The organism is Geobacillus sp. TFV-3 (assembly GCF_009901865.1).
In the GTDB taxonomy this organism is placed as follows: domain Bacteria; phylum Bacillota; class Bacilli; order Bacillales; family Anoxybacillaceae; genus Geobacillus; species Geobacillus thermoleovorans_A.
In genome coordinates this window covers 426,205-446,731 of record NZ_MPSP01000001.1, presented here as the reverse complement: position 1 = coordinate 446,731, position 20,527 = coordinate 426,205, and the positions used below count along the sequence as shown (strand labels likewise).

15 protein-coding genes and 2 pseudogenes are annotated in these 20,527 nt (G+C 47.6%); 10 read left to right on the top strand and 7 right to left on the bottom strand.

Annotation, left to right across the window (positions count from 1 at the left end; genetic code table 11):
• Nucleotides 1–6: 6 nt before the first annotated feature.
• Complete coding sequence (locus tag BJQ97_RS02235) at nucleotides 7–1,476, bottom strand: alanine/glycine:cation symporter family protein (protein ID WP_160155337.1); 1,470 nt, start codon at nucleotides 1,474–1,476, stop codon at nucleotides 7–9.
• A 278-nt stretch (nucleotides 1,477–1,754) separates the two neighbouring features.
• Here BJQ97_RS02235 and BJQ97_RS02230 point away from each other — a divergent pair.
• The 9 genes and pseudogenes from BJQ97_RS02230 to BJQ97_RS02190 all read left to right on the top strand — a co-directional run.
• A pseudogene (locus BJQ97_RS02230) lies at nucleotides 1,755–1,922 on the top strand (DUF4277 domain-containing protein); the annotation flags it as partial.
• 91 nt (nucleotides 1,923–2,013) lie between these two features.
• Nucleotides 2,014–3,672: an IS1634 family transposase gene (locus BJQ97_RS02225; protein ID WP_160155335.1), complete on the top strand. Its 1,659-nt coding sequence runs from the start codon at nucleotides 2,014–2,016 to the stop codon at nucleotides 3,670–3,672.
• 699 nt (nucleotides 3,673–4,371) lie between these two features.
• Complete coding sequence (locus BJQ97_RS02220; protein WP_236567340.1) at nucleotides 4,372–5,220, top strand: ABC transporter permease subunit; 849 nt, start codon at nucleotides 4,372–4,374, stop codon at nucleotides 5,218–5,220.
• Nucleotide 5,221: 1 nt separating this feature from the next.
• Nucleotides 5,222–6,151, top strand: a complete 930-nt coding sequence (locus BJQ97_RS02215) for an ABC transporter permease (RefSeq protein ID WP_236567108.1) — start codon at nucleotides 5,222–5,224, stop codon at nucleotides 6,149–6,151.
• Nucleotides 6,152–6,432: 281 nt separating this feature from the next.
• Nucleotides 6,433–6,630, top strand: a pseudogene (locus BJQ97_RS18135) (IS1634 family transposase); the annotation flags it as partial.
• Nucleotides 6,631–6,875: 245 nt separating this feature from the next.
• Nucleotides 6,876–7,346 carry a MauE/DoxX family redox-associated membrane protein gene (locus tag BJQ97_RS18130; RefSeq protein WP_160155334.1) on the top strand — a complete coding sequence of 157 codons (471 nt, stop codon included), beginning with the start codon at nucleotides 6,876–6,878 and terminating at the stop codon, nucleotides 7,344–7,346.
• A 12-nt stretch (nucleotides 7,347–7,358) separates the two neighbouring features.
• Nucleotides 7,359–7,892 carry a redoxin family protein gene (locus BJQ97_RS02200; protein WP_160155333.1) on the top strand — a complete coding sequence of 178 codons (534 nt, stop codon included), beginning with the start codon at nucleotides 7,359–7,361 and terminating at the stop codon, nucleotides 7,890–7,892.
• A gap of 83 nt (nucleotides 7,893–7,975) precedes the next feature.
• Nucleotides 7,976–8,401, top strand: coding sequence for an endonuclease domain-containing protein (locus tag BJQ97_RS02195; RefSeq protein WP_160155332.1), 426 nt, complete (start codon nucleotides 7,976–7,978; stop codon nucleotides 8,399–8,401).
• 75 nt (nucleotides 8,402–8,476) lie between these two features.
• On the top strand, nucleotides 8,477–8,659 hold the full coding sequence (locus tag BJQ97_RS02190; protein ID WP_160155331.1) for a hypothetical protein: 183 nt from the start codon (nucleotides 8,477–8,479) through the stop codon (nucleotides 8,657–8,659).
• Nucleotides 8,660–8,725: 66 nt separating this feature from the next.
• On the opposite strand, the gene BJQ97_RS02185 is transcribed toward BJQ97_RS02190, so the two are convergent.
• On the bottom strand, nucleotides 8,726–10,384 hold the full coding sequence (locus BJQ97_RS02185) for an IS1634 family transposase (protein ID WP_160155330.1): 1,659 nt from the start codon (nucleotides 10,382–10,384) through the stop codon (nucleotides 8,726–8,728).
• 1,588 nt (nucleotides 10,385–11,972) lie between these two features.
• Nucleotides 11,973–13,451 carry an IS66 family transposase gene (tnpC, locus tag BJQ97_RS02175; protein ID WP_160155328.1) on the bottom strand — a complete coding sequence of 493 codons (1,479 nt, stop codon included), beginning with the start codon at nucleotides 13,449–13,451 and terminating at the stop codon, nucleotides 11,973–11,975.
• Nucleotides 13,452–13,894: 443 nt separating this feature from the next.
• On the opposite strand from tnpC, the gene BJQ97_RS02170 reads away from it, so the two are divergent.
• Complete coding sequence (locus tag BJQ97_RS02170; RefSeq protein WP_052523765.1) at nucleotides 13,895–14,275, top strand: hypothetical protein; 381 nt, start codon at nucleotides 13,895–13,897, stop codon at nucleotides 14,273–14,275.
• 741 nt (nucleotides 14,276–15,016) lie between these two features.
• On the opposite strand, the gene BJQ97_RS02165 is transcribed toward BJQ97_RS02170, so the two are convergent.
• The 4 genes from BJQ97_RS02165 to BJQ97_RS02150 form a co-directional block, all read right to left on the bottom strand.
• Nucleotides 15,017–16,300, bottom strand: a complete 1,284-nt coding sequence (locus BJQ97_RS02165; RefSeq protein ID WP_160155327.1) for an IS110 family RNA-guided transposase — start codon at nucleotides 16,298–16,300, stop codon at nucleotides 15,017–15,019.
• 159 nt (nucleotides 16,301–16,459) lie between these two features.
• Nucleotides 16,460–17,836, bottom strand: coding sequence for a 23S rRNA (uracil(1939)-C(5))-methyltransferase RlmD (gene rlmD / locus BJQ97_RS02160; RefSeq protein WP_160155326.1), 1,377 nt, complete (start codon nucleotides 17,834–17,836; stop codon nucleotides 16,460–16,462).
• A 78-nt stretch (nucleotides 17,837–17,914) separates the two neighbouring features.
• The gene (locus tag BJQ97_RS02155; protein ID WP_160157515.1) at nucleotides 17,915–18,835 is read right to left on the bottom strand and encodes a diacylglycerol kinase; all 921 of its coding nucleotides are present in this window, start codon (nucleotides 18,833–18,835) and stop codon (nucleotides 17,915–17,917) included.
• A 154-nt stretch (nucleotides 18,836–18,989) separates the two neighbouring features.
• Nucleotides 18,990–20,510 (bottom strand): flotillin lipid rafts scaffold protein FloT, encoded by a 1,521-nt coding sequence (locus tag BJQ97_RS02150; protein ID WP_160155325.1) that lies wholly within the window; start codon nucleotides 20,508–20,510, stop codon nucleotides 18,990–18,992.
• Nucleotides 20,511–20,527 lie beyond the last annotated feature (17 nt).

Sequence of the window (20,527 nt, the reverse complement as noted above, 5' to 3'; positions counted from 1 at the left end):
AATCGGTTACAACGCTTTTTCCTTCTTTTCTTCCCATTTCTTATATCCATTTTCCCAGAATTTCGCGTTCTTGATTCCGTATTTCGACGCGTTGAATTCCGGATCTTTCCCTTGCTTCAGCTGTTCTTCATAATCTTTTAGGGCCATATAGGCAGGCTTAAACAGCAGCAGAATCGCAATCAAGTTCAGCCACACCATGATACCGAGGCCGATGTCGCCCATCGCCCACGCTGTCGTGGCCGTTTTGACCGTTCCATAGAAAGTAGCGGCCAAAAAGATCACTTTGAGGGCAAAGAAGGCGATTCCCCTCTTTTCACTGCGCACGAGATAAGCGAGGTTCGTCTCGGCAATATAGTAATACGCGTACATCGTCGTAAAAGCGAAGAAGAAAAGGGCAATCGCGATAAAGGCCGAACCGAATCCCGGGAAGAGCGTGTCAACAGCCGCTTGCGTATAGCCCGCGCCCGGTTCCACTCCTTTCAAATGAACAACAATCGGTTCCCCCGTTTTTTCGTTTATGACATTGTATTGACCCGTAAACAAAATCATCAATGCGGTCGCCGTCACAACTAAGAACACATCCAAATAAATCGAAAATGCTTGTACAAGCCCCTGCTTTGCTGGGTGGGACACTTCCGCCGCCGCCGCCGGGTGAGCGCCCGTCCCTTGACCAGCTTCATTCGCATAAAGGCCGCGCTTGACACCCCACATCACAGCCGACCCAATAATTCCGCCAAACACTTGATCAGCGCCAAAAGCGCTTTTGAAAATCAGGCCAAAAACATCCGGGACTTTTTCAATATTCACCGCAATAATCGCAATCGCGACCAACAAATAGCCTAGCGCCATAAACGGAACGACAATCTCCGCCGTTTTGGCGATCCGCTTCACCCCTCCAAAAATCGTAAAACCAAGAACGGCGATCACGAAAATTCCCGTCACCAGTTTCGGAATGCCAAACGCATTCGAAAAGCCATCCGCGATCGAATTCGCTTGAATTCCCGGCATCAACACCGCCATGGAGAGAAGGATCGCCGCGGCAATCACAACCGCAAACCACTTCCAGCCAAGCCCCTTTTCAATATAGAACGCCGGGCCGCCGCGGTACTGTCCATCTTGTTCCTCTTTATAAATTTGCGCCAGCGTCGACTCGACATACGCCGTCGCCGCACCGATAAAGGTGATGACCCACATCCAAAAGACGGCGCCCGGCCCCCCGTAAGCAATCCCGGTGGCGGTTCCCGCGACGTTTCCGACGCCGATGCGGCCGGATAAAGACATCGTCAACGCTTGGAAGGACGAGACCCCCGCGTCAGAGCCCTTCCCTGTCGTCACAAGCCGGATCATCTCTTTTACGTGGCGAATTTGCAAAAATCGGGTGCGAATGCTAAAATACAAACCACAACATACAATAAAAGCAATTAAGAAAGGGCTCCACAGCCACCCGTTCACCGTCTCGACCGCTTTTTCAATCAACTAGATCCCTCCTCGCTGATCAATGACTTTGTTGTATAACACGCAGCCAAGTTATATTATAAAATATCACAAATTTTTATTTCAATAATTTTTATAATGTTATTCTGTATTTTAAAAATATTCCCCTCGCATCCCGTCCAGCATTACAGAGGAAGGGGATGTTTATTTCGTTTTCCAACTCACATTTCGCACCCTCTCAACGAAAATCGGGAGGATTTTTTCGTTCCGATGTCGAATGAATCCTTGAAACACAAGGAAAGTGAAGGAGTTTTTCTCTCATGAACGTTCAAGTCAAAGCGGTCTATCACAATTCCTATTTGAATATAATAAGTGCCCTATTCAAGAAATGGGGCCTGCCCCAATTGATTGACCATCTCGTTCCCGCCCACCCGCAGTGCCAGACTCGAGCCAGCGATGCCGTTCAGGCCATCATCTACCTCACATTTCGCACCCTCTCAACGAAAATCGGGAGGATTTTTTCGTTCCGATGTCGAATGAATCCTTGACACACAAGGAAAGTGAAGGAGTTTTTCTCTCATGGATGTGCAAGTCAAAGCGGTCTATCGCAATTCTTATTTGAATATAATAAGTGCTCTAGTCAAGGAACTGGGCCTGCCCCCATTGATTGACCATCTCGTTCCCGCCCACCCGCAGTGCCAGACTCGAGCCAGCGATGCCGTTCAGGCCATCCTCTACAATATGTTTGACGGCCGGCAAGCCCTCGTTCACCTAGAACGATGGGCTCAGGAGATCGATCTGGAAAAACTCATCCGTTCCGGGCTCCATCCTTCCTGGTTGAATGACGATGCGCTGGCTCGTCATCTCGACCGTCTGTATGAGGCCGGCATTCACAACGTCATCAGCACCTGCTTAATTCATCTTTATCGGAAAGAAGGCCTTCCTCTTCGGGTGTTCCACGCCGATACGACGGACAAAACCGTTTACGGAGCGTATGAATCGGCCTCGTTAGCGGCTCTGCAGATCACACATGGCTGCAACCGCCATCAACATTGGCAAAAACAGATCGGCTTCGGACTCGTCGGCAACGAGGACGGCATCCCGTTTTACGGCGATGTGCACGACGGCAATCTATCTGATAAGGCGTGGAATCCTGAGGTGCTGTCGCGGATCCACGAACAGTTCAAACAAGCCAAGATCGACGATGAATGGATTTACGTGGCGGATTCCGCTGCGATGACGAAAGACACCTTGGCGCAAACGAAAGCCGCCAACGCCTTTTTGGTCACCAGGGGCCCTTCGTCGCTTCGGATCGTGAAACGAGCATTAGCGGAGGCCGAGGCCGCCAACATCACGTGGAGCGATCCCTTTGCGCTGGCCGAGAGAAACGGCGCCACGCACCGGGTATGGGGAACGACCTCGACATATGAAGGCCACCCGGTTCGGCTGATCGTCGTCGAATCGAGCGCGCTCGACCAGCGCAAAAGAAAAACGCTCGAAAAAGAACGAGTCAAAGAAGCGGAGCTTCTTCGCGAGGAACAAGAGCGTTGGGAGCGCCATCCCTTCTCCTGCCGGGAAGACGCGGAACAAGCCTTGACATCCCTCAAGGCGTCCCTTCGCCCTCGGTTTCATCGGGTCGAGGCCGTCGTCGAAGAGATCGTGCGTCCGAAAAAACGGCGCGGACGGCCGAAAAAAGGGGCGGAACCCGAGATGGAGACGCTGCATCTCCTGCGCCTTGACATTGAATTCGATCACGAGGCGTGGGAACAGGCGAAACGGAAAGCGTCCCGGTTTGTCCTCGTCACGACCGTTCCGAAGGAATGGAAGGGTCAACAAATGGATGCCCAAGAAATCTTGAAGCTGTATAAAGGGCAGATCTCGGTGGAAATGAACTTCGCTTTTTTGAAAGACCCCTTTTTCACGGATGAGATTGATGTCAAAAAGCCAGAACGGGTTGCGGTATTGGGCTATTTATTTCTCTTGGCCTTGGCCATTTACCGCGTTTTTCAGCGCCGGGTGCGTCCGTTCATCACACCGGAACGCCCGTTAAAGGGCGCTGGAGGCCGCAAGCTGACTCGACCGACGGGACAGGCGATTTTTCAGCTGTTTCAATATGTGAACGTCATCCTGCTGGAGCTGCCGGATGGGCACATCCAACGCGCACTGGATCGCCCCCTCAACCCGGATCAGCGAAGGATTTTGCAGGGATTGGGCATGGATGAGAGCATTTATGTGTAACGTGATACGGAACGACTAGCGATGGTAAATGTATAGCCATGAATCTATTGTTTTCGCTTTAATAACATTCTTGTTGTACGTCCCGAAGCAAGCTGGACAGATCGAACAATGAAGGGTAGGGAAAAGCTCGAAAATCCACCGATCTCCCCCTTTTCGTTCCTCTTTGAATATTAAAATATGGTAAATAAATAAAATATTTGATAAACTAGGATTGCAAATGAAATTTCCTCCCTGGTTAATGTTTAGGTCATCTTTACCATACAGGAAATTACGTTTTTTGTGCCACGATTCAAAAAAAATCTGATTGTCAAGTACATTTCGTGGCGAATATCTATATAGATGCAATTTGAAGCTTTAACATTTGTCGCTTTTACCGAGCATTTGCTCGACTGTCGGGCGACCGAACAACGCGCTTCCAGACCCATGTATAGGTCTGTGAAGCGGGTGGTTGTTCGGTCTTCCGTCACGCCTTGGCGTGACGGAGGCAAGCTGTGGCTTGCCTTCGACAGTCGAAAAATGGAGAAGCGACTTTCCGTCAAGGATATGTTAAACTTTTTCGTTGCATCTATATAGAAAATAGAGGGATCAGGATTAAAAATGAATAAATATTTGTAGAAAAATAGAAAATTAATAATACAGCCAATTTTTTATTATGTTACAAAATTAATTTATTAGAAAGGAGGAACGTTATTGATAAGAATGATGAAATTCATTGCTGGAATAATATTAGAATGCTTACTTGCAATCCTAGGAGTAGTGATGGTCAGCGGTTTTCCCAGCTTATTTCATAATATTTCGATCAATGTAAAGGAATATGTAAAAACATTAGGATACATCATCATGAAGCTTATTCATCCACTGAGTATCGAATATGGAATGAATAGAAAAGTATTCCCGCAAATTCTTATTCATTATCGGGAGTCGCTTCTATTATGCGGATTGGCAATCGTGGTAGCACTAATATTAGCATGGGTGATAACGTATATCACGCTTCTTTTCTTTCGGAGCCATATGGAGCGAATCAAAATGATATTGGCTTTTTTTGAATCCTTGCCCGATCTGCTGATTATCGTGACCTTTCAGTTAATCGTAATTGCAATATTTAAAAAGACCGGCTGGCTCATCTTTCAGCTTGCTTCCGTAGGAGAGGAAAGAAGCCTTTTTTTGCCCATTACTTGTCTGAGTATTCCGATTTCTCTGTTGTTTGCAAAGCTGCTTTTGCAGCAATATGAAAACGAACTTCGCAAACCATATGTAGAATACGCTTTTTCGAAAGGGCTGTCTTTTTTCTATATTTTGAATAAGCATGTGCTGCGGAACGTAGCGCTAGGATTGCTTTATTATTCGAAAACAATGATTTGGTTTATGCTTTCGAACTTGATTATGATCGAGTATGTATTTAATGTGAGCGGCATTACTGCTTTTTTGCTTGAATATCATACTCCGGAAGTGTTTGCGCTCGGGGTGTTATTATTATATATCCCTGTCTTTTTATTTTATAAAATCTCTTATTTATTTCTTCCACAGATGTGGAAAGGGGAGAAGTAGCTTGATTCGTATATTGATCCGGGACAAGTTATTTATGCTGGGGTTCCTTTTTATCAGCATATTGCTCCTATTAAGTTTGTTAAACAGCATGATCAATGATGGGAACATTCGACAAGTTCCAATTCTTTTTGATAAAAACGGTAATGTCATCGGCACTCCTCCTTTTGCGCCTTCTCTTCGTTTTCCATTAGGGACTGATCGCAATGGATATGACATGCTTCATATTATTATACAAGGAGCAAAATTTACTATAGGAATCGCTTTGCTCATCACAATGTTGCGCATGGCTTTGTCCATTATTATCGGGGGAACGTTAGGAGTATACTGCAAAAAATGGATTCCAAAACTAGAAAACTTTTTTGATAGTTTTACTGTCGTTCCATTAACGTTAATCGCTTACTTTATTTTAGTCAATGTGCTGTGGATGCCGATCGACGGGTTTCCGCATCCTTTTTGGAAACGGGCCGTATTTGAAGTATTTGTTTTGACGGTTCTTGCTCTTCCAACGTTGTCATTTTATATTGCCAATGATATACGGAGAGTGTATAGGGAAGAGTTTGTCCAAGCTGCTAAAATATTAGGCGGTTCCAAATGGCATATTTTCAAAGTGCATGTGCTTCCGCATGTTTTGGAAAATTGGGTGCTGCTGTCCATTCAGCAATTTATCCAAGTATTAATGGTGATGGCTCATCTAGGGGTGCTGCAATTGTTTTTTGGAGGCACCTATGTCGACTATATGCAGATGGATCCTCCGAAAACGATTTCCTATGAATGGTCAGGACTCATTGGTGACAGCTATCAAGTAATAAGCATTACCCCTTGGATCCCACTTATACCAATTGTATTTTTTTCTTTAACAATTATATCATCTCAATTTATACTAAATGGCTTAAAAAGAGCATTCATATTGAAAAGAAGTGTAAAAAATTAAAAATAAATAATTGAAGGTGAAAATAAATGAAAATTCTAGAATTAAGCCTTTCTTACGCTATCGGACTTTTATTTCTTTCTACATCATTTAGTAAAATTGTTGGATTTAAACGACCCGAGTTCGACAGTTTTGAGGCCATTTTAGGCAAATGAAAATGGCCAAAATGCTGTTATATCAAAGATTTCGCAATGCGGATCCTAGAAAAAAATGCTGAATTTCATAGGCACACGACTTGTTTATTTTAACTTTTAAAACAGCTGAATATCGGTTATAATATAGGCATGTACATACGGCGAGTAACACGCAAAAACAAAGATGGAACGACCGTGGCCTATCTCCAGCTTGCTCACAACGAATGGGATCCCAAGGACAAATAGGCGAAAACCAAGGTGATGGATTCGTTTGGGCGCGAAGACGAGGTGGATCGCGCCGTCTTGGAGCTTCTGGCCAAAAGTATTTCGCGATTTCTTTCTCCTGACTCATGAATCGCGGCCCAACGTAAGAGACGAATGCGAGCGTCTCATGCTTGGACATTTTTCTTCCAAAAACGGCGGCCTGCATCAACGAACTGAACTGACGGCCAAACAAGCGAAACTCTTTGCAACTCTAGGGCTGGAGCCTCCTCCGAAGATTCTAGGCATCCATCCTCGCGCCTAGATACACGCCCGAAGTATGCCCAAATGCCTCTCGTCCCTGTTGTATCAAGGGATGAGAGGCATTTTGTTTGCCTAGTGACTGTCGAACTCGGGAACGACATTTAAAAGAAATTGCTGATTATCGTATCATACCTCAAAAATATATTTTTATCTTTTACATATTCACTGTTTTTTCAGAAATATATATATCTTGTTCTTTATTAATTAACTTTCAAAAAAACATAAGTATACTTTTGGGGATACTTTTACTATTAATTTACTCACTAGCAATAATGATTAACATAAAAAGAGGCAATACTGAAATTTCATGTGGGTGCGGCGGCTTAATGAAAGGTAACAATATACACTCTTTGCTCATTGTACGAAACAGTATATTGATATTAATCCTTCTATTAATTTCAACGATGGGCTCTGTAGATGACGGAGAAGTACCTTTTATCATAAAACTTATTTCTTTTATATTAGGAATAAATAATTTATTAGCATTATCAATACTTAATGATAGTTTAAGTATATTGAAAATCTACTTTAAAAAGTGAGGAGTTTATCTAATGAGTCAAAATGACATATTAACTTTAGTATTTGTTTTATTAAGTATTGTAACTATGCAGACCATTTTTATATTTTATTTGTCTAAAATGGTAAAAGCTATAATAGATAGAATGCCTTCATTTAAAGAGCTAAGAGCAGGTGATAAGATACCTCATTTCACTTCAGTAAACCAACACGGTGCGAGAATAAATAGCAAAAGCATCCTAAAAGAAGCTAAAGTAACTTGCTTCCTCTTTATAGATACAAATTGCTCAATTTGTAGAAATATAATAGTTAATTTAAAACGATTTGTTAATAAATATAATATAAAATTTGTAGTATTAAATGAGAATAAAATGATAAATGATACTGAAATAATAGAAGAACTAACCGAAAATGTAATATACATAAATGATCCATTAGTTTTTAAGAATTATTCCATAAAAGTAGTACCACAGGCATTATTAGTAGCAAATGATGGAATAATTTTAAAAAGAAACGTTATACCTGATATAGAAGTATTGGAAGATATGTTGCATGAATATAAAAGCTAAAGATTTTTTTGATATTTGAACCGTCCGCATAGCGACGGTTCATTTTGTTTGCAGCTGGCGAACTTAATACCGGTGATGTCGTTATGGTTGATTACATTGTACTTTTAGGGCTTCTTGGTTTTAGCTTTGTGTTGTTTATCTTTCATCAGGTTCGATTAAAGAAAAATCCGTTACCAGCGCCACACATCGATTATGAATACATAAGATGCGAAAGCCCTATCGAGCGGCGATTGCATGAGGCGTTAAAAATCAGCGGCTATTATGTGAAAACGCAATATGTCATCCCTCCCGCTCGTTATCGAATTGATATTGCCTTACCTCAATACAAAATTGCTATTGAATGTGATGGGAAAGCTTATCATTCTACACCAGCACAAAAAGCAAGGGACAGACAAAAGGATGCTTATTTGAGAAGCAAGGGATGGAAAGTACTGCAGTTTAGCGGCAGCATGATTAACGGGAGTTTGGTTGACGTTATTAAGCGAATCGAGGAAGAGATAAACACTTAACACTATATGCCTGCCAACATAAAGAGGGAATAGTTCAACTTTCGTCGTATTTTATCGTCCAAAGGGGGAGCTTATATGGCAGGATACAAAGTGGATGAACTTTATCGCGAGGTTGGAAAATATAAAGCACGAATTGACGTGTACATAACCGCTCAAGGTTATGAAGCAACAGCGGTATTTCTTGATAATCTTAATACTCACATTTCGCACCCTAACAAAGTCAAAACAAAGGATTTTTTATTTAGTTTTTTAGAATAACTTTCCGACCAACACGACTAGCGATGGCAATCCTTTTTTTACCATCGCTCGTCGTTCCGTATCACGTTACACATAAATGCTCTCATCCATGCCCAATCCCTGCAAAATCCTTCGCTGATCCGGGTTGAGGGGGCGATCCAGTGCGCGTTGGATGCGTCCATCCGGCAGCTCCAGCAGGATGACGTTCACATATTGAAACAGCTGAAAAATCGCCTGTCCGGTTGGCCGGGTCAGCTTGCGGCCTCCAGCGCCCTTTAACGGGCATTCCGGTGTGATGAACGGACGCACCCGGCGCTGAAAAACACGGTAAATCGCCAAGGCCAACAGAAACAAATAGCCCAATACGGCGACCCGTTCTGGTTTTTTGACGTAAATCTCATCCGTGAAAAACGGATCTTTCAAAAACGCGAAGTTCATTTCCACCGAGATTTGCCCTTTATACAGCTTCAAGATCTCTTGGGCATCCATAGGTTGACCCTTCCATTCCTTCGGAACGGTCGTCACGAGGACAAACCGGGACGCTTTCCGCCTCGCCTGTTCCCACGCCTGTTGGTTGAATTCGACGTTTAGGCGAAGGGTGTACAGCGTCTCCGTCTCAGGTTCCGCCCCTTTTTTCGGCCGTCCGCGCCGTTTTTTCGGACGCACGATCTCTTCGACCGCGGCCTTGACCCGATGAAACCAAGGGCGAAGGGACGCCTTGAGGGATGTCAAGGCTTGTTCCGCGTCTTCCCGGCAGGAGAAGGGATGGCGCTCCCAACGCTCTTGTTCCTCGCGAAGAAGCTCCGCTTCTTTGGCCCGTTCTTTTTCGAGCGTTTTTCTTTTGCGCTGGTCGAGCGCGCTCGATTCGACGACGATCAAGCGTACGGGATGGCCTTCATAGGTCGAGGCCGTTTCCCATACCCGATGCGTGGCGCCGTTTCTCTCCGCCAAGGCAAAAGGTTCGCTCCACGGGATGTGAGGCGAATCGGCCTCCGCTAATGCTCGTTTCACGATCCGAAGCGACGAAGGGCCTCTCGTGATCAAAAAGGCGTTGGCGGCTTTCGTTTGCGCCAAGGTGTCTTTCGTCATCGCGGCGGAATCGGCCGCGTAAATCCATTCATCGTCGATCTTGGCTTGTTTGAACTGTTCATGGACACGGGATCTCACTTGGGAATTCCACGTTTTGTCAGGCAGGCTGCCGTCGTGCACATCGCCGTAAAACGGGATGCCGTCCTCGTTGCCGACGAGTCCGAAGCCGATCTGTTTTTGCCAATGTTGATGGCGGTTGTAGCCATGTGTGATCTGCAGAGCCGCTAACGAGGCCGATTCATAGGCGCCGTAAACGGTCTTGTCCGTCGCATCGGCGTGAAAGGCTCGGAGGGAAAGGCCTTCTTTGCGATAAATCTGAATCAAGCAAGTGCTGATGACCTTGTGAATGTCGGCCTCATACAAGCGGTCGAGATGACGAGCCAGCGCATCGTCATTCAACCAGGAAGGATGGAGCCCGGAACGGATGAGTTTTTCCAGATCGATCTCCTGAGCCCATCGCTCCAGGTGAACGAGGGCTTGCCGGCCGTCAAACATATTGTAGAGGATGGCCTGAACGGCATCGCTGGCTCGAGTCTGGCACTGCGGGTGGGCGGGAACGAGATGGTCAATCAATGGGGGCAGGCCCAGTTCCTTGACTTGAGCACTTATTATATTCAAATAAGAATTGCGATAGACCGCTTTGACTCGCACATCCATGAGAGAAAAACTCCTTCACTTTCCTTGTGTGTCAAGGATTCATTCGACATCGGAACGAAAAAATCCTCCCGATTTTCGTTGAGAGGGTGCGAAATGTGAGTTAATACGAAATCGTTAGTCAAATTTGTTGATCGCAGCAAAGAACGAGCGATTGCGTTATCTTTGGAACAACTCGCTAGAATCTTCAACCGCATGCAAGTTCTGTAAACAACGCTTGCCAATGATGAGCAGGCATTTTTTTTTTGCGGTTTCGCTATTTAAAATACATAAAAAATGGTGTAGAATAAAAAGTGCCACCATTTATTGGTGAGCGGGAAGTTCACTAAACATCCTTTTGGATGCATGGGTTATGTTAGCAAACACCGTCAGCGGTGGATGGAGCGGAAAGGAAGTATTCTGGTTCAACCAGGATTCTTTTACCTTTCAAGAGGAACATAAAAAATCACCCTGCTACCCGTATGTCTTTTTTTCGGGCGCGTGGGGATGGAGCAAATAAAACTGAATGAAGGGATAGAAAGAAGCGAGCTTACAAAATGTAAGGTCGCTTTTTTGTGTTCCTAGAAATTTATGTAGTAATGAAGTTTGTCATCTAACGAAACACCAGGGAAGTAATTGAGAAAGTAACAGGCTAGGAAATTCATTTTCTTTCTTAGTTACTCATGATTAATGAGTAACTACAATTTCTGAAATAGTTACGAACAGCTCAAGACTAGAAACGCTTGACACTTATCCATTTTTATATGTACGCGGCAAAAGCCCGACAATATTTACACCTTATTTGACTATTTTTATGACTATTTTTATAAAGGGGGATCTTTCATGTCTTATTCTCTTGGATACGACCTTTCTTATTATGCCGAAGTGATTGTTGAATATTTGTTCAGATACAGAGGGATGACTGCTACTCAAATAGCGCATATCCTTTACGGTAAACACTACACCCTTGCACAAGAAAAGTCGGTGTACAACTATTTACGAAAATTGAAAAAGCAGAAACTATATAAGTTGCAATAAAGAATTTCTGATCTCCATGTCCCGTCTTTATCACCTGACAAGCTGGCACGGTGGCAAGAAGAGCGAACAATGCCATGTAAAACAAAATTGCAACTTATATAGTAACCTCTTATCGCTTGCAAGGTAATATTTCTCGTGGTTCGCTGTATTATCTGACTGAACAAGGATATGAATTTGCTAAGTATTTACTGAATATTGAACAGGGAAAAAAAGGAGAAGGATGGATAGTACCTTATTGCTCACTTGTCGAAAGTTATGGAGATTTTCCTTATGACCTATATAAACCAACACTCAATCAACTTCCTCATCACCTTATGCTTATTGAGTTTTTTAAACAAATAAACGCAATAGACCTAGATACCGAGTGTTCCTATCGAACCAATCTCTATGCAGCAAAAGAGTACATAATGGACGGAAAGGAACATCATTACCGACCAGACGCGGAACTGAAATTTAGAGATGGACGTATTTTTGCTGTTGAAATTGACCGTGCGACAGAGTATCCATTCAGCCCAATACTAGTGAGATTTTTAGAATCCAGCACCAATAGGGCATTTCCCGTATCGAAAATGCCCTAGGAGGAATGGAGAATCGTTTGGAGAGACTCCCCACTTAGAAGTCTTTGCAACGATTCCCAAACCGGTTTCTCATGTTTTTGCAGGGTGGAAATGACGCTGCGAATGACACAGAAAGCCTCGGCATCGTCTTCCTGACGAAACGTTCCAGAAATTTTTTGTTTGACTTTCACCATCCGCAAATCGCGCTCGGCTTGGTTGTTGTCAAACGGCACTTCTTTCTTTCGCAGGAAGAGAAGCGCTTCTTGCTTGCGCTTTTCTAGGCGCTGGATGAAATTCTGCGCGTTGCGGGCGCCTTCATGCTTGCCTTGTCGGCAACGCTCCTCGAGTTCTCGGCGGCCATTCGCTGGAAGCTCGTCGTACACGGCTTCCCAATACCGGACTTCCTCCTTCGGCAGCGCTCCGCCCGCGTTCTCCACCGCCTGTTTCATCTTCAACAGCGCTTCGCTCATCTCTTTGGACCATGAATGACCGTAAAGTTCTGTATATGCCCGAAGCTCCCGGAGATGATGGGCGTGGCAAAGGGCATGGCTCGCCTCTGTGTACATCGGGTGCACCGAATACGCATCGTGCACCATCGTTCCTTTGTACCGTGGCAAGAGCCCGATGTCGTCCGTCGCTTGCTTTCCACGGGAACGATGCAGTCCGTATCGGGTGACCTTGGCAGTGGAAGCCACGTGCACCCATTGGTTCTTTCCGTTCACACGCAAACTTGTTTCATCGACGTGCAACGTCTTGGAAGCGAGCAACGCCGCTTCCATCTCTTCAAGCGCTGCTTCGAACACAGGGAGCCATCGTCTCGTCATGTTCACGACTGTGCCTGCACTCATCGAATGATCGACTAGCGCTTTGACCATCTCCGTGACACGCTCGCACGGGATCAACTGCGCATGATTCCAGTATAAAATGAGCGAAGTGATGACCGGTCCATATTGTACATGATTGGTTACATAGAAAGGGAACTCCGCCTGCTGGACAAGTCGGCATTCCGGACAACGCTTGATTTCCCGCTCATGTTGAGTCACTTCCATTCGAGCCACAGGGAGATCGAACACTTGGCGGATATCTACTCGAAAAGGAACGACCTCTTCCAAAGAGTGACCACATCCTTCGCATTGGGTAACGCGGTGAAGGACTCGGTGGTCAGGATTGGGGACTTGGTGGAGCGTCGTTCCTCGGTGCCCCGGCTGTCCTCCCGGCTGTTTCTCCGACTTTTGGCGAGAAGGAGATTTTGCCACAAACCGGTCAGAGGACGGCGGTAAATGGCTATTGGTACTGTTTTTTTTCGTACGGGCTTCTAATTCTGCGATACGTGTTTTTAATTGTTGGTTTTCTTGTCGAAGCCGTTGGTTTTCTTGACGCAGCTGCTCGTTTTCTCGGATGAGTTTTTCAATCGTTTGTGCTTGGTGTTCGATTTTTGCCACCATGCTTTCGAGTGTGAAGACCGCTTGTTGGAAATCAAAAACAACGTTTGCCATCGTGTTCACCTCCCTTGTCTTGGATGGTACTAGTATAGACAAGAGGGGCAGAAATAAACCCGATCTCGTAAACTTTTTCTATGTAATGGCTGAACAGTTACGAAATAAATTCTTTTGGGAAAATACTCGGAAAATATTCTGACCTTGAACAACTTGCCACAAATACTAGTCCATATGAATTGATTAAATATCTTGAAAAACAAGGATGGGAAAAGGAGGTGCAACCTGGTGGTAGAAAAAGTGGTCCGGCCACTATATTTACAGATCCTAACACAGGGATGGTAGTACGTATTCATGCAAGCCCAGGGGAAGGAACGCCTTACTTCAGAGTGCAAAACAAGTCTGGGAATTATCTGGACAAAAACGGTAACTTTCCTTCTAGCGCTACTAGAAAAGAATTAAGAGATTTGACGCATTTTTATTTTGGAGAGTAGGTGAATAAAATGATTATCGCCAACAATTATAGAGAGATCAAAGATCATTTTGACTTCACGGATAGCATTATAACGGATATGAAATGGAACAATCCGTTAGATTTATCTATAACAATCGACTATTATTGGGATACACAGGAGAATAGAGAGGAAAATAGAACATTAGCGTTGCATTTTAAGGATTGCCTGACTGTGGAGTACAAAATAAAAAAGGCAATACTAGAAATGTCAAGGGATGATCTCCATTTTGATAGCTTGTTTACCATTATTCGCTTCGAAAATGTAGAAGTAAATTCAAGTGGATTTGACCATTTTCATATCTATACCTTTGATTATAAAGAGCCGCTGCTAAAAATTATTTGTAAGCAGGTTCAGTTGGAAGAAGTGTAGGTCGTTGTTTGTCGAGGGTTTAATTATCGCTTATTTTGGTTAAAGAAAAGGCGGATCGCTCCGCCTTGTTTTTAAGTTGTTTTTAAGTTATCATCTCGTTAAGAAAAGTAATGAGTCAAGGCGTTACTAACCTGTTAAAAAGTTTACTTTCGATGGCCAATGTGTATAGGGTGTATAGTTGTGTGTTTATTGCAAAATAAAAATGCAGAGATCTGCAGAGAATTTGGCTTAGGCCAACTTGACATGGAGTGGGGGGCGTGATAGCCTTTTTAGGCGTAGCCAGCCCTTGATATTGCTGGCTTTCTGGCTTTTTAATCACGCCCCCAGAGGCTCCATGTCAAGTTGTAATTCTCTGCACCTCCCTCTAGAAATGTTGATATATCAAGGCTTTGCGGCCTCTCAGGGGTGTCAAAAAAATATTTTTCGACAAAATCCCTTACATCCTTTTTCAGTTTTGTGGATATCTTACAGAACCAGGGTGCGCTTCGCGGTCACGGCTGGATACATTTTCCTGACGTGGGGGAGCGTATTCGATGCACCCTTGGATCTCCGCATCGCTGATGAGGACGAACCCTCCCATGTCTCCGGGCGTCTTGGCGCCAACATTCCCTCGTTCGGTCTCGTCATCAGGCGGAGGCCGGCCAAGCTTTCCTGGGGACTCGAGGTCGCATGGAGGAGATCACGCCAGCTTCTCCGGTGTCATCCTGTTGTCAAACGTTTTTTCTGTTCGTGGGGGAGGCCTTAGGCCGCCCGGTTTTGAACCTGGGACAAGACGTCCTGCATCATTCGCTCTGCGTCAAAGGCTTGTTTCTTCGTACAAATCGCAAACAGCACATTCAGCCGTTTTCGGCATAACGCCACGATAGACTGTTTTCCGGTCAGCGGGTTGACGGATCGGGTCGTGTCATACTCATGCAGCGCGCGAAACGCCTCGTTGTGCCGGATCAGCGGAATCACCGCCCGAAACAGCACCGATCGCAGCCGTTTTCGCCCCCGTTTGGAGATCCGCTTTTGCCCTTTGCGCTGGCCGGAGGAGTTCTCCTTGAGCGTCAGGCCCGCTAATTTCACCAATTGACGCGGGTCCCGATAGTGGGAGAAACTGCCGATCTCCGCCAGCAGGTCAATGATCGTGGCGTCCCCCAACCTGTCGACCGTTTTCAGCCATTGATACTCCATCGTCGTTTGAACCAACGCATTCAATTCAGCGTCCAGCGCCGCGATCTCGGCCTCGAATTGGCGGTATTGGCGGACGAGCGCGGCGATCTCAAACCGGGCCATCGTCGTCCCTTCCGTCACCCTAATGGAGTCCTTCGCGGCGTCGATCAACGCCTGAATTTTGGCCTTCTGCGGGCATTTCAGCCCTTCACTTTGCCGGTACACCTCGATGAGCTCCTCGGCGGTCCGACCCGCCATATCGGCCGGAAACGGCGTCCACTCCAACACCGAAAGCGCCGTTTTCCCCAGATCGCGAAACACCGTCCAAAACTCCGGAAAATACCGATCGGTCCAACGAATGATCGCATTTTTCACCGCCGTCTGTTCCTTGCGGAGCTTTTCTTTGAGGGTGCTCCCGACGCGCAAATCCGCTTCGATCTCGTGCAACAGCCGGGGGACGAGGAATCGTCCGTCTTTCGCCAGTCTGGCGATGACCAGGGCGTCTTTGGCGTCGTGTTTCGTCGGCAGGTTGTCATCGAGTTCTTTCGACCGGCACACATGCGCTGGGTTGACCATGACCAGCGGGATCCCGTTTTCCTCGAGAAAGTAGGCCAGGTTCAACCAGTAGTGCCCGGTCGGTTCCACGGCGACGATCACCTGTGACTTCCCGAACGCTTGCATCGCCTCCTGAATCGCTTCATTCAGCTGCCGAAAGCCCTTTTTCGACTGGAAGATCGGGAAAGACTTACGAAGCACACGCCCCCGGTCATCCACGAAGCAGGCGTAGTGGGTTCGTTTCGCGATATCGATTCCCACGACAAGCGTTTGTTCGGTGACTTGATCGATTTTATGATTTTGTGTACAATTCATCTGAAGTCCTCCTTGGTATGGTGAGTGATGTTTGACACCCCTGCATCATACCAAGAGGGCTTTTTTTGATCAAGTCCCCGGAAAAGCTCCTAACAGGAATGCTTTCCCCTTGTTTCTCGCAAAACGTTATTTTCATTTTCGCAAGAGTTTATTTATGCCTTACACCTTCAATACCAGTTTTGCAACACTTTCAACATGCGCCGTGTGCGGAAACATGTCGACCGGTTGGACTTCAAGCGTTCGGTAGCCCCCGTCTTCTAAGATGCGCAAGTCGCGGGCCAAGGTGGCTGGGTTGCACGAGACGTAGACGACGCGCGGCGGCTTCATGGCGATGATCGTCTCCAAAAGCGAGGCGTCGCACCCTTTGCGCGGCGGGTCGACGACGAGACAGTCGGCGCGGATGCCTTCTTCGTACCAGCGCGGAATGACGTCTTCGGCGGCGCCGACTTCAAATGTAACGTTCGTGATGCTGTTGAGTTCGGCGTTGCGTCTCGCGTCTTCGATCGCTTCCGGAACGATTTCGACGCCGTAGACGTGTTTCGCTTTTTTCGCTAAAAAAAGCGAGATCGTGCCGATGCCGCAGTAGGCGTCGATGACCGTCTCCCCGCCAGTCAGCTCGGCGTACTCAAGCGCTTTGTCGTACAGCACTTTCGTCTGTTCCGGATTGACCTGGTAAAACGAGCGGGCCGAGATGGCGAATTGGATGTCGCCGATGCGGTCGGTGATGAACTCGCTTCCCCATAACACACGCGTTTTGGCGCCGAAAATGACGTTCGTCCGTTCGGGATTGATGTTTTGCACGATCGACTTCACATCCGGGATGTCGCGGACGATGGCGCGGACGATGTCTTGTTCGTGCGGCAAATGTTCGGTGCGGGTGACGAGGACGACCATCACCTCTCCCGTCGCTGCGCCATAGCGGGCGACAATATGGCGGAGGACGCCCTTATGCGTCGTCTCGTCATACGGCGGAATGCCATAGCGCTCGGCGAGGCGCTTCACCGTCTGGACGACGATGTCGTTTTTCTCCTGCTGGATGAGGCAAGCGTCCATATCGATGATGTCATGGCTCCGCTCTTTGTAAAAACCAGCGACTAGGCCCCCTTCACGCCCGCCGACAGGCACTTGCGCTTTGTTTCGGTAGCGCCATGGGTTCTTCATCCCGATGACGGGGTGGACGATGACGCCTTCAAGCTTGCCGATGCGGGCGAGCACTTCTTTCACTTGCTTTTCTTTCGCCTTCAGTTGGCCCCCGTAGCTTAAGTGCTGCAGCTGGCAGCCGCCGCATTGGCGATAGACGGGGCACGGGGGCTCGACGCGGTCCGGGCTTGGTTCGTACAGCTCGATGAGGCGGCCGTACCCGTATCCTTTTTTCACTTTGATCACTTTCACGTTCGCCCGCTCGCCGGGAAGCGCGTTTTTCACGAACAATGGAAAGCCGTCGACTTTCGCCACCCCGAGCCCGTCATGGGTCAAATCGGTAAATGTTACGTCATAGTAGTCGTTTTTAGCCACCGGTGCTTGCTGCTTCGTCATGTTCGTCTCCTTTCTGCCGAATGGGTTTGTATGGTTAGCGTTCCCTTATTGGCTTAGAGGCATAAGAAAAGAACAGGATCATTTCCCTGTTCTCACTTGTTCCGCCTTGTCTTTCGGCATGATGACTTCCAGATGGCGGTACAAATTGACAAATTCCCCTGGAAGCATGCCGCCAAATTCGCCGTCTAAGTTCAGCTGCATCGGCGAGCGCACTTTCACCCGGTTCGCCTTCGTATAAATAATGTGCGGATCGTTGATATGCTCGCCGCGCGCAGCGAGCGTGACCAAACGGATAAACTCGGCCAAGTTTGTTTTCTTGACAATGATAAAATCAAACAGGCCGTCATTCAATGATGAGTCAGGCGCCAGTTTTTCAAAGCCGCCGACTGAGTTCGTGAGGGAGACCAAAAACATCATGATTTCGCCTTCGAAGATTTTGCCATCGTACTCGATTTGCGCTTCGGTCGCCCTAATGGACGGAAGCATTTCGATTCCTTTTAAGTAATAGGCGAGCTGGCCAAGCATCGTTTTCAGCTTGCTCGGCACTTCGTAGGTGAGCTCCGTCAGGCGGCCGCCGCCGGCGATGTTGATGAAATAGCGCGTTTTGTCTTCGTTCGTCACAGAGCCGATGTCAATCGGGACGGGCTCGCCCGTGGCAATCACCTCGCACGCCCCTTCGATCGAGCGCGGCACGCCGATCGCGCGGGCGAAATCGTTCGTCGTCCCGACGGGGATCACGCCTAATTTCGGCCGGTACGGCTGATCGGCAATGCCGTTGACGACTTCGTTGATCGTTCCGTCGCCGCCCGCGGCAACGACAAGGTCAAACCCCCGCTCCGCCGCCCGCCGCGCTGCATTGGTCGCATCCCCCGGCCCTTCGGTGGCGTGACACGATGTTTCATAGCCCGCTTTTTCCAACCGGACGAGCACATCGGGCAAATGGCGCTTAAACAGCTCGCGCCCCGATGTCGGATTATAAATGATTCGAGCTCGTTTCATCGTCATCAACCTACTTCCCCTTTTTCCATTCCACTCGTTCCCATCATAGCGAAACAACGCTTGATGCGCAACTCCGAAGAATATCGTGAACGATGCAATATGGCTTATGAGAAACAGCGCTCTTGGTTCGACCAAGAGCGCCGTAACACCACGTTCATGACCGGCTCGCATTCTCGTTCTCGGAAACAGCTGGCTTGGTCGTGACGGCCGATGATGCGCTGCTTGCCGTGAGATTCTCAAGCAGCTGCTTCACATCGATGCCCGTCGAGGCTTTTAACGTCTCCTGCAAGCTCGCCATTAAGTTCGTCGCATAGCCCGTGACGCGGTTGGCGCCGCCCCCCGCTCCTGAGCCGGTGTCGACGATCGTCAGCTTCTCGATGTTCGCCAGCGGGCTCGCCACTTGTTTCGCGTATTCCGGAAGCATTTTGATGATCATGTCGAGCACCGCCGCTTGGCCGTAGCGCTCGAACGCTTCGGCGATCTTTTGTTTCGCTTCCGCTTCGGCGAGACCTTTCAGGCGGATGATTTCGGCTTCCGCTTCCCCTTTCGCTTTCTCCGCTTCGGCTTTCGCCAACCCATCGAGGCGGATGCGCTCCGCTTCCGCTTTCGCCAGCGTTTCGACGCGGTATTTTTGCGCATCGGCTTCGGCAATTTGCTTCGCCTTTTCCGCCGCCGCTTTTTGTTCGATCGCATAGCGCTCGGCGTCGGCTTTTTTCTTCACCTCGGAGTCGTATTGCCGCTCGCGGCGCAAAATTTCTTTTTCTTCAAGCTCGATTTGTTTTTGCCGCTCGATAATTTTAATTTGCATTTGCTGGGCCATGACTTCCTGCTTCGCCTTCGCTTCTTCCAGGTGGTACGCCTGATCGGCGCGCGCCTTGGCGATATCTTGTTCGCGGCGGAACTCGGCGAGCTTCAGCTGGTTGATTTTCTCCGCTTCCGCGATTTCCGTCAGCCGCTCGAGCTCCGCTTTGCGCGCTTCTTTATCGGCTTCGGCTCGTTTGATGCGCGTCTCTTTTTCCGCCTCGGCGGTTGCGATATCGGCGTCGCGCTTCACTTGGGCGATGCGAGGTTTCCCGAGCGCATCGAGATAGCCGTTTTTGTCGCGCACATCTTTGATCGTGAAGGAGACGATGACCAACCCCATTTTCGCCAAATCTTGCGAAGCGACACGCTGCACTTCCTGGGAGAATTTATCGCGGTTTTTGTAAATTTCTTCAACTGTCATCGACCCGAGAATGGAGCGGAGATGACCTTCAAGCACTTCCCGCGCTTCGTTTTCCATATCCTGACGCGTTTTGCCTAAAAACTGCTCGGCCGCAGTCGCGATTTCGCCGATCGAGCTGCCAACTTTAATGATCGCCACCCCGTCGGCCATGACAGGTACCCCTTGTTCCGTATACACTTCCGGCGTTTGCACATCGAGCTTGATCGACAATAAACTAAGCGGCTCGGCCTGTTGGAAAATCGGCACGACAAACGTGCCGCCGCCGCGGACGATTTTGATTTTGTTTCCCGATTCGTCGACATGAACGTTTTTGCTTCCTAAGTAGCTCCCGGTGACAATGAGCGCTTCGTCCGGCCCGACGGTGCGGTAGCGGGCGATGAAAATGGCAATGAGTCCGACAAGAAGCAGGACGACGACGCCGATCACCACAAGCCATGGCGCAATAGTCATAATGTGTTCCCCTTTCA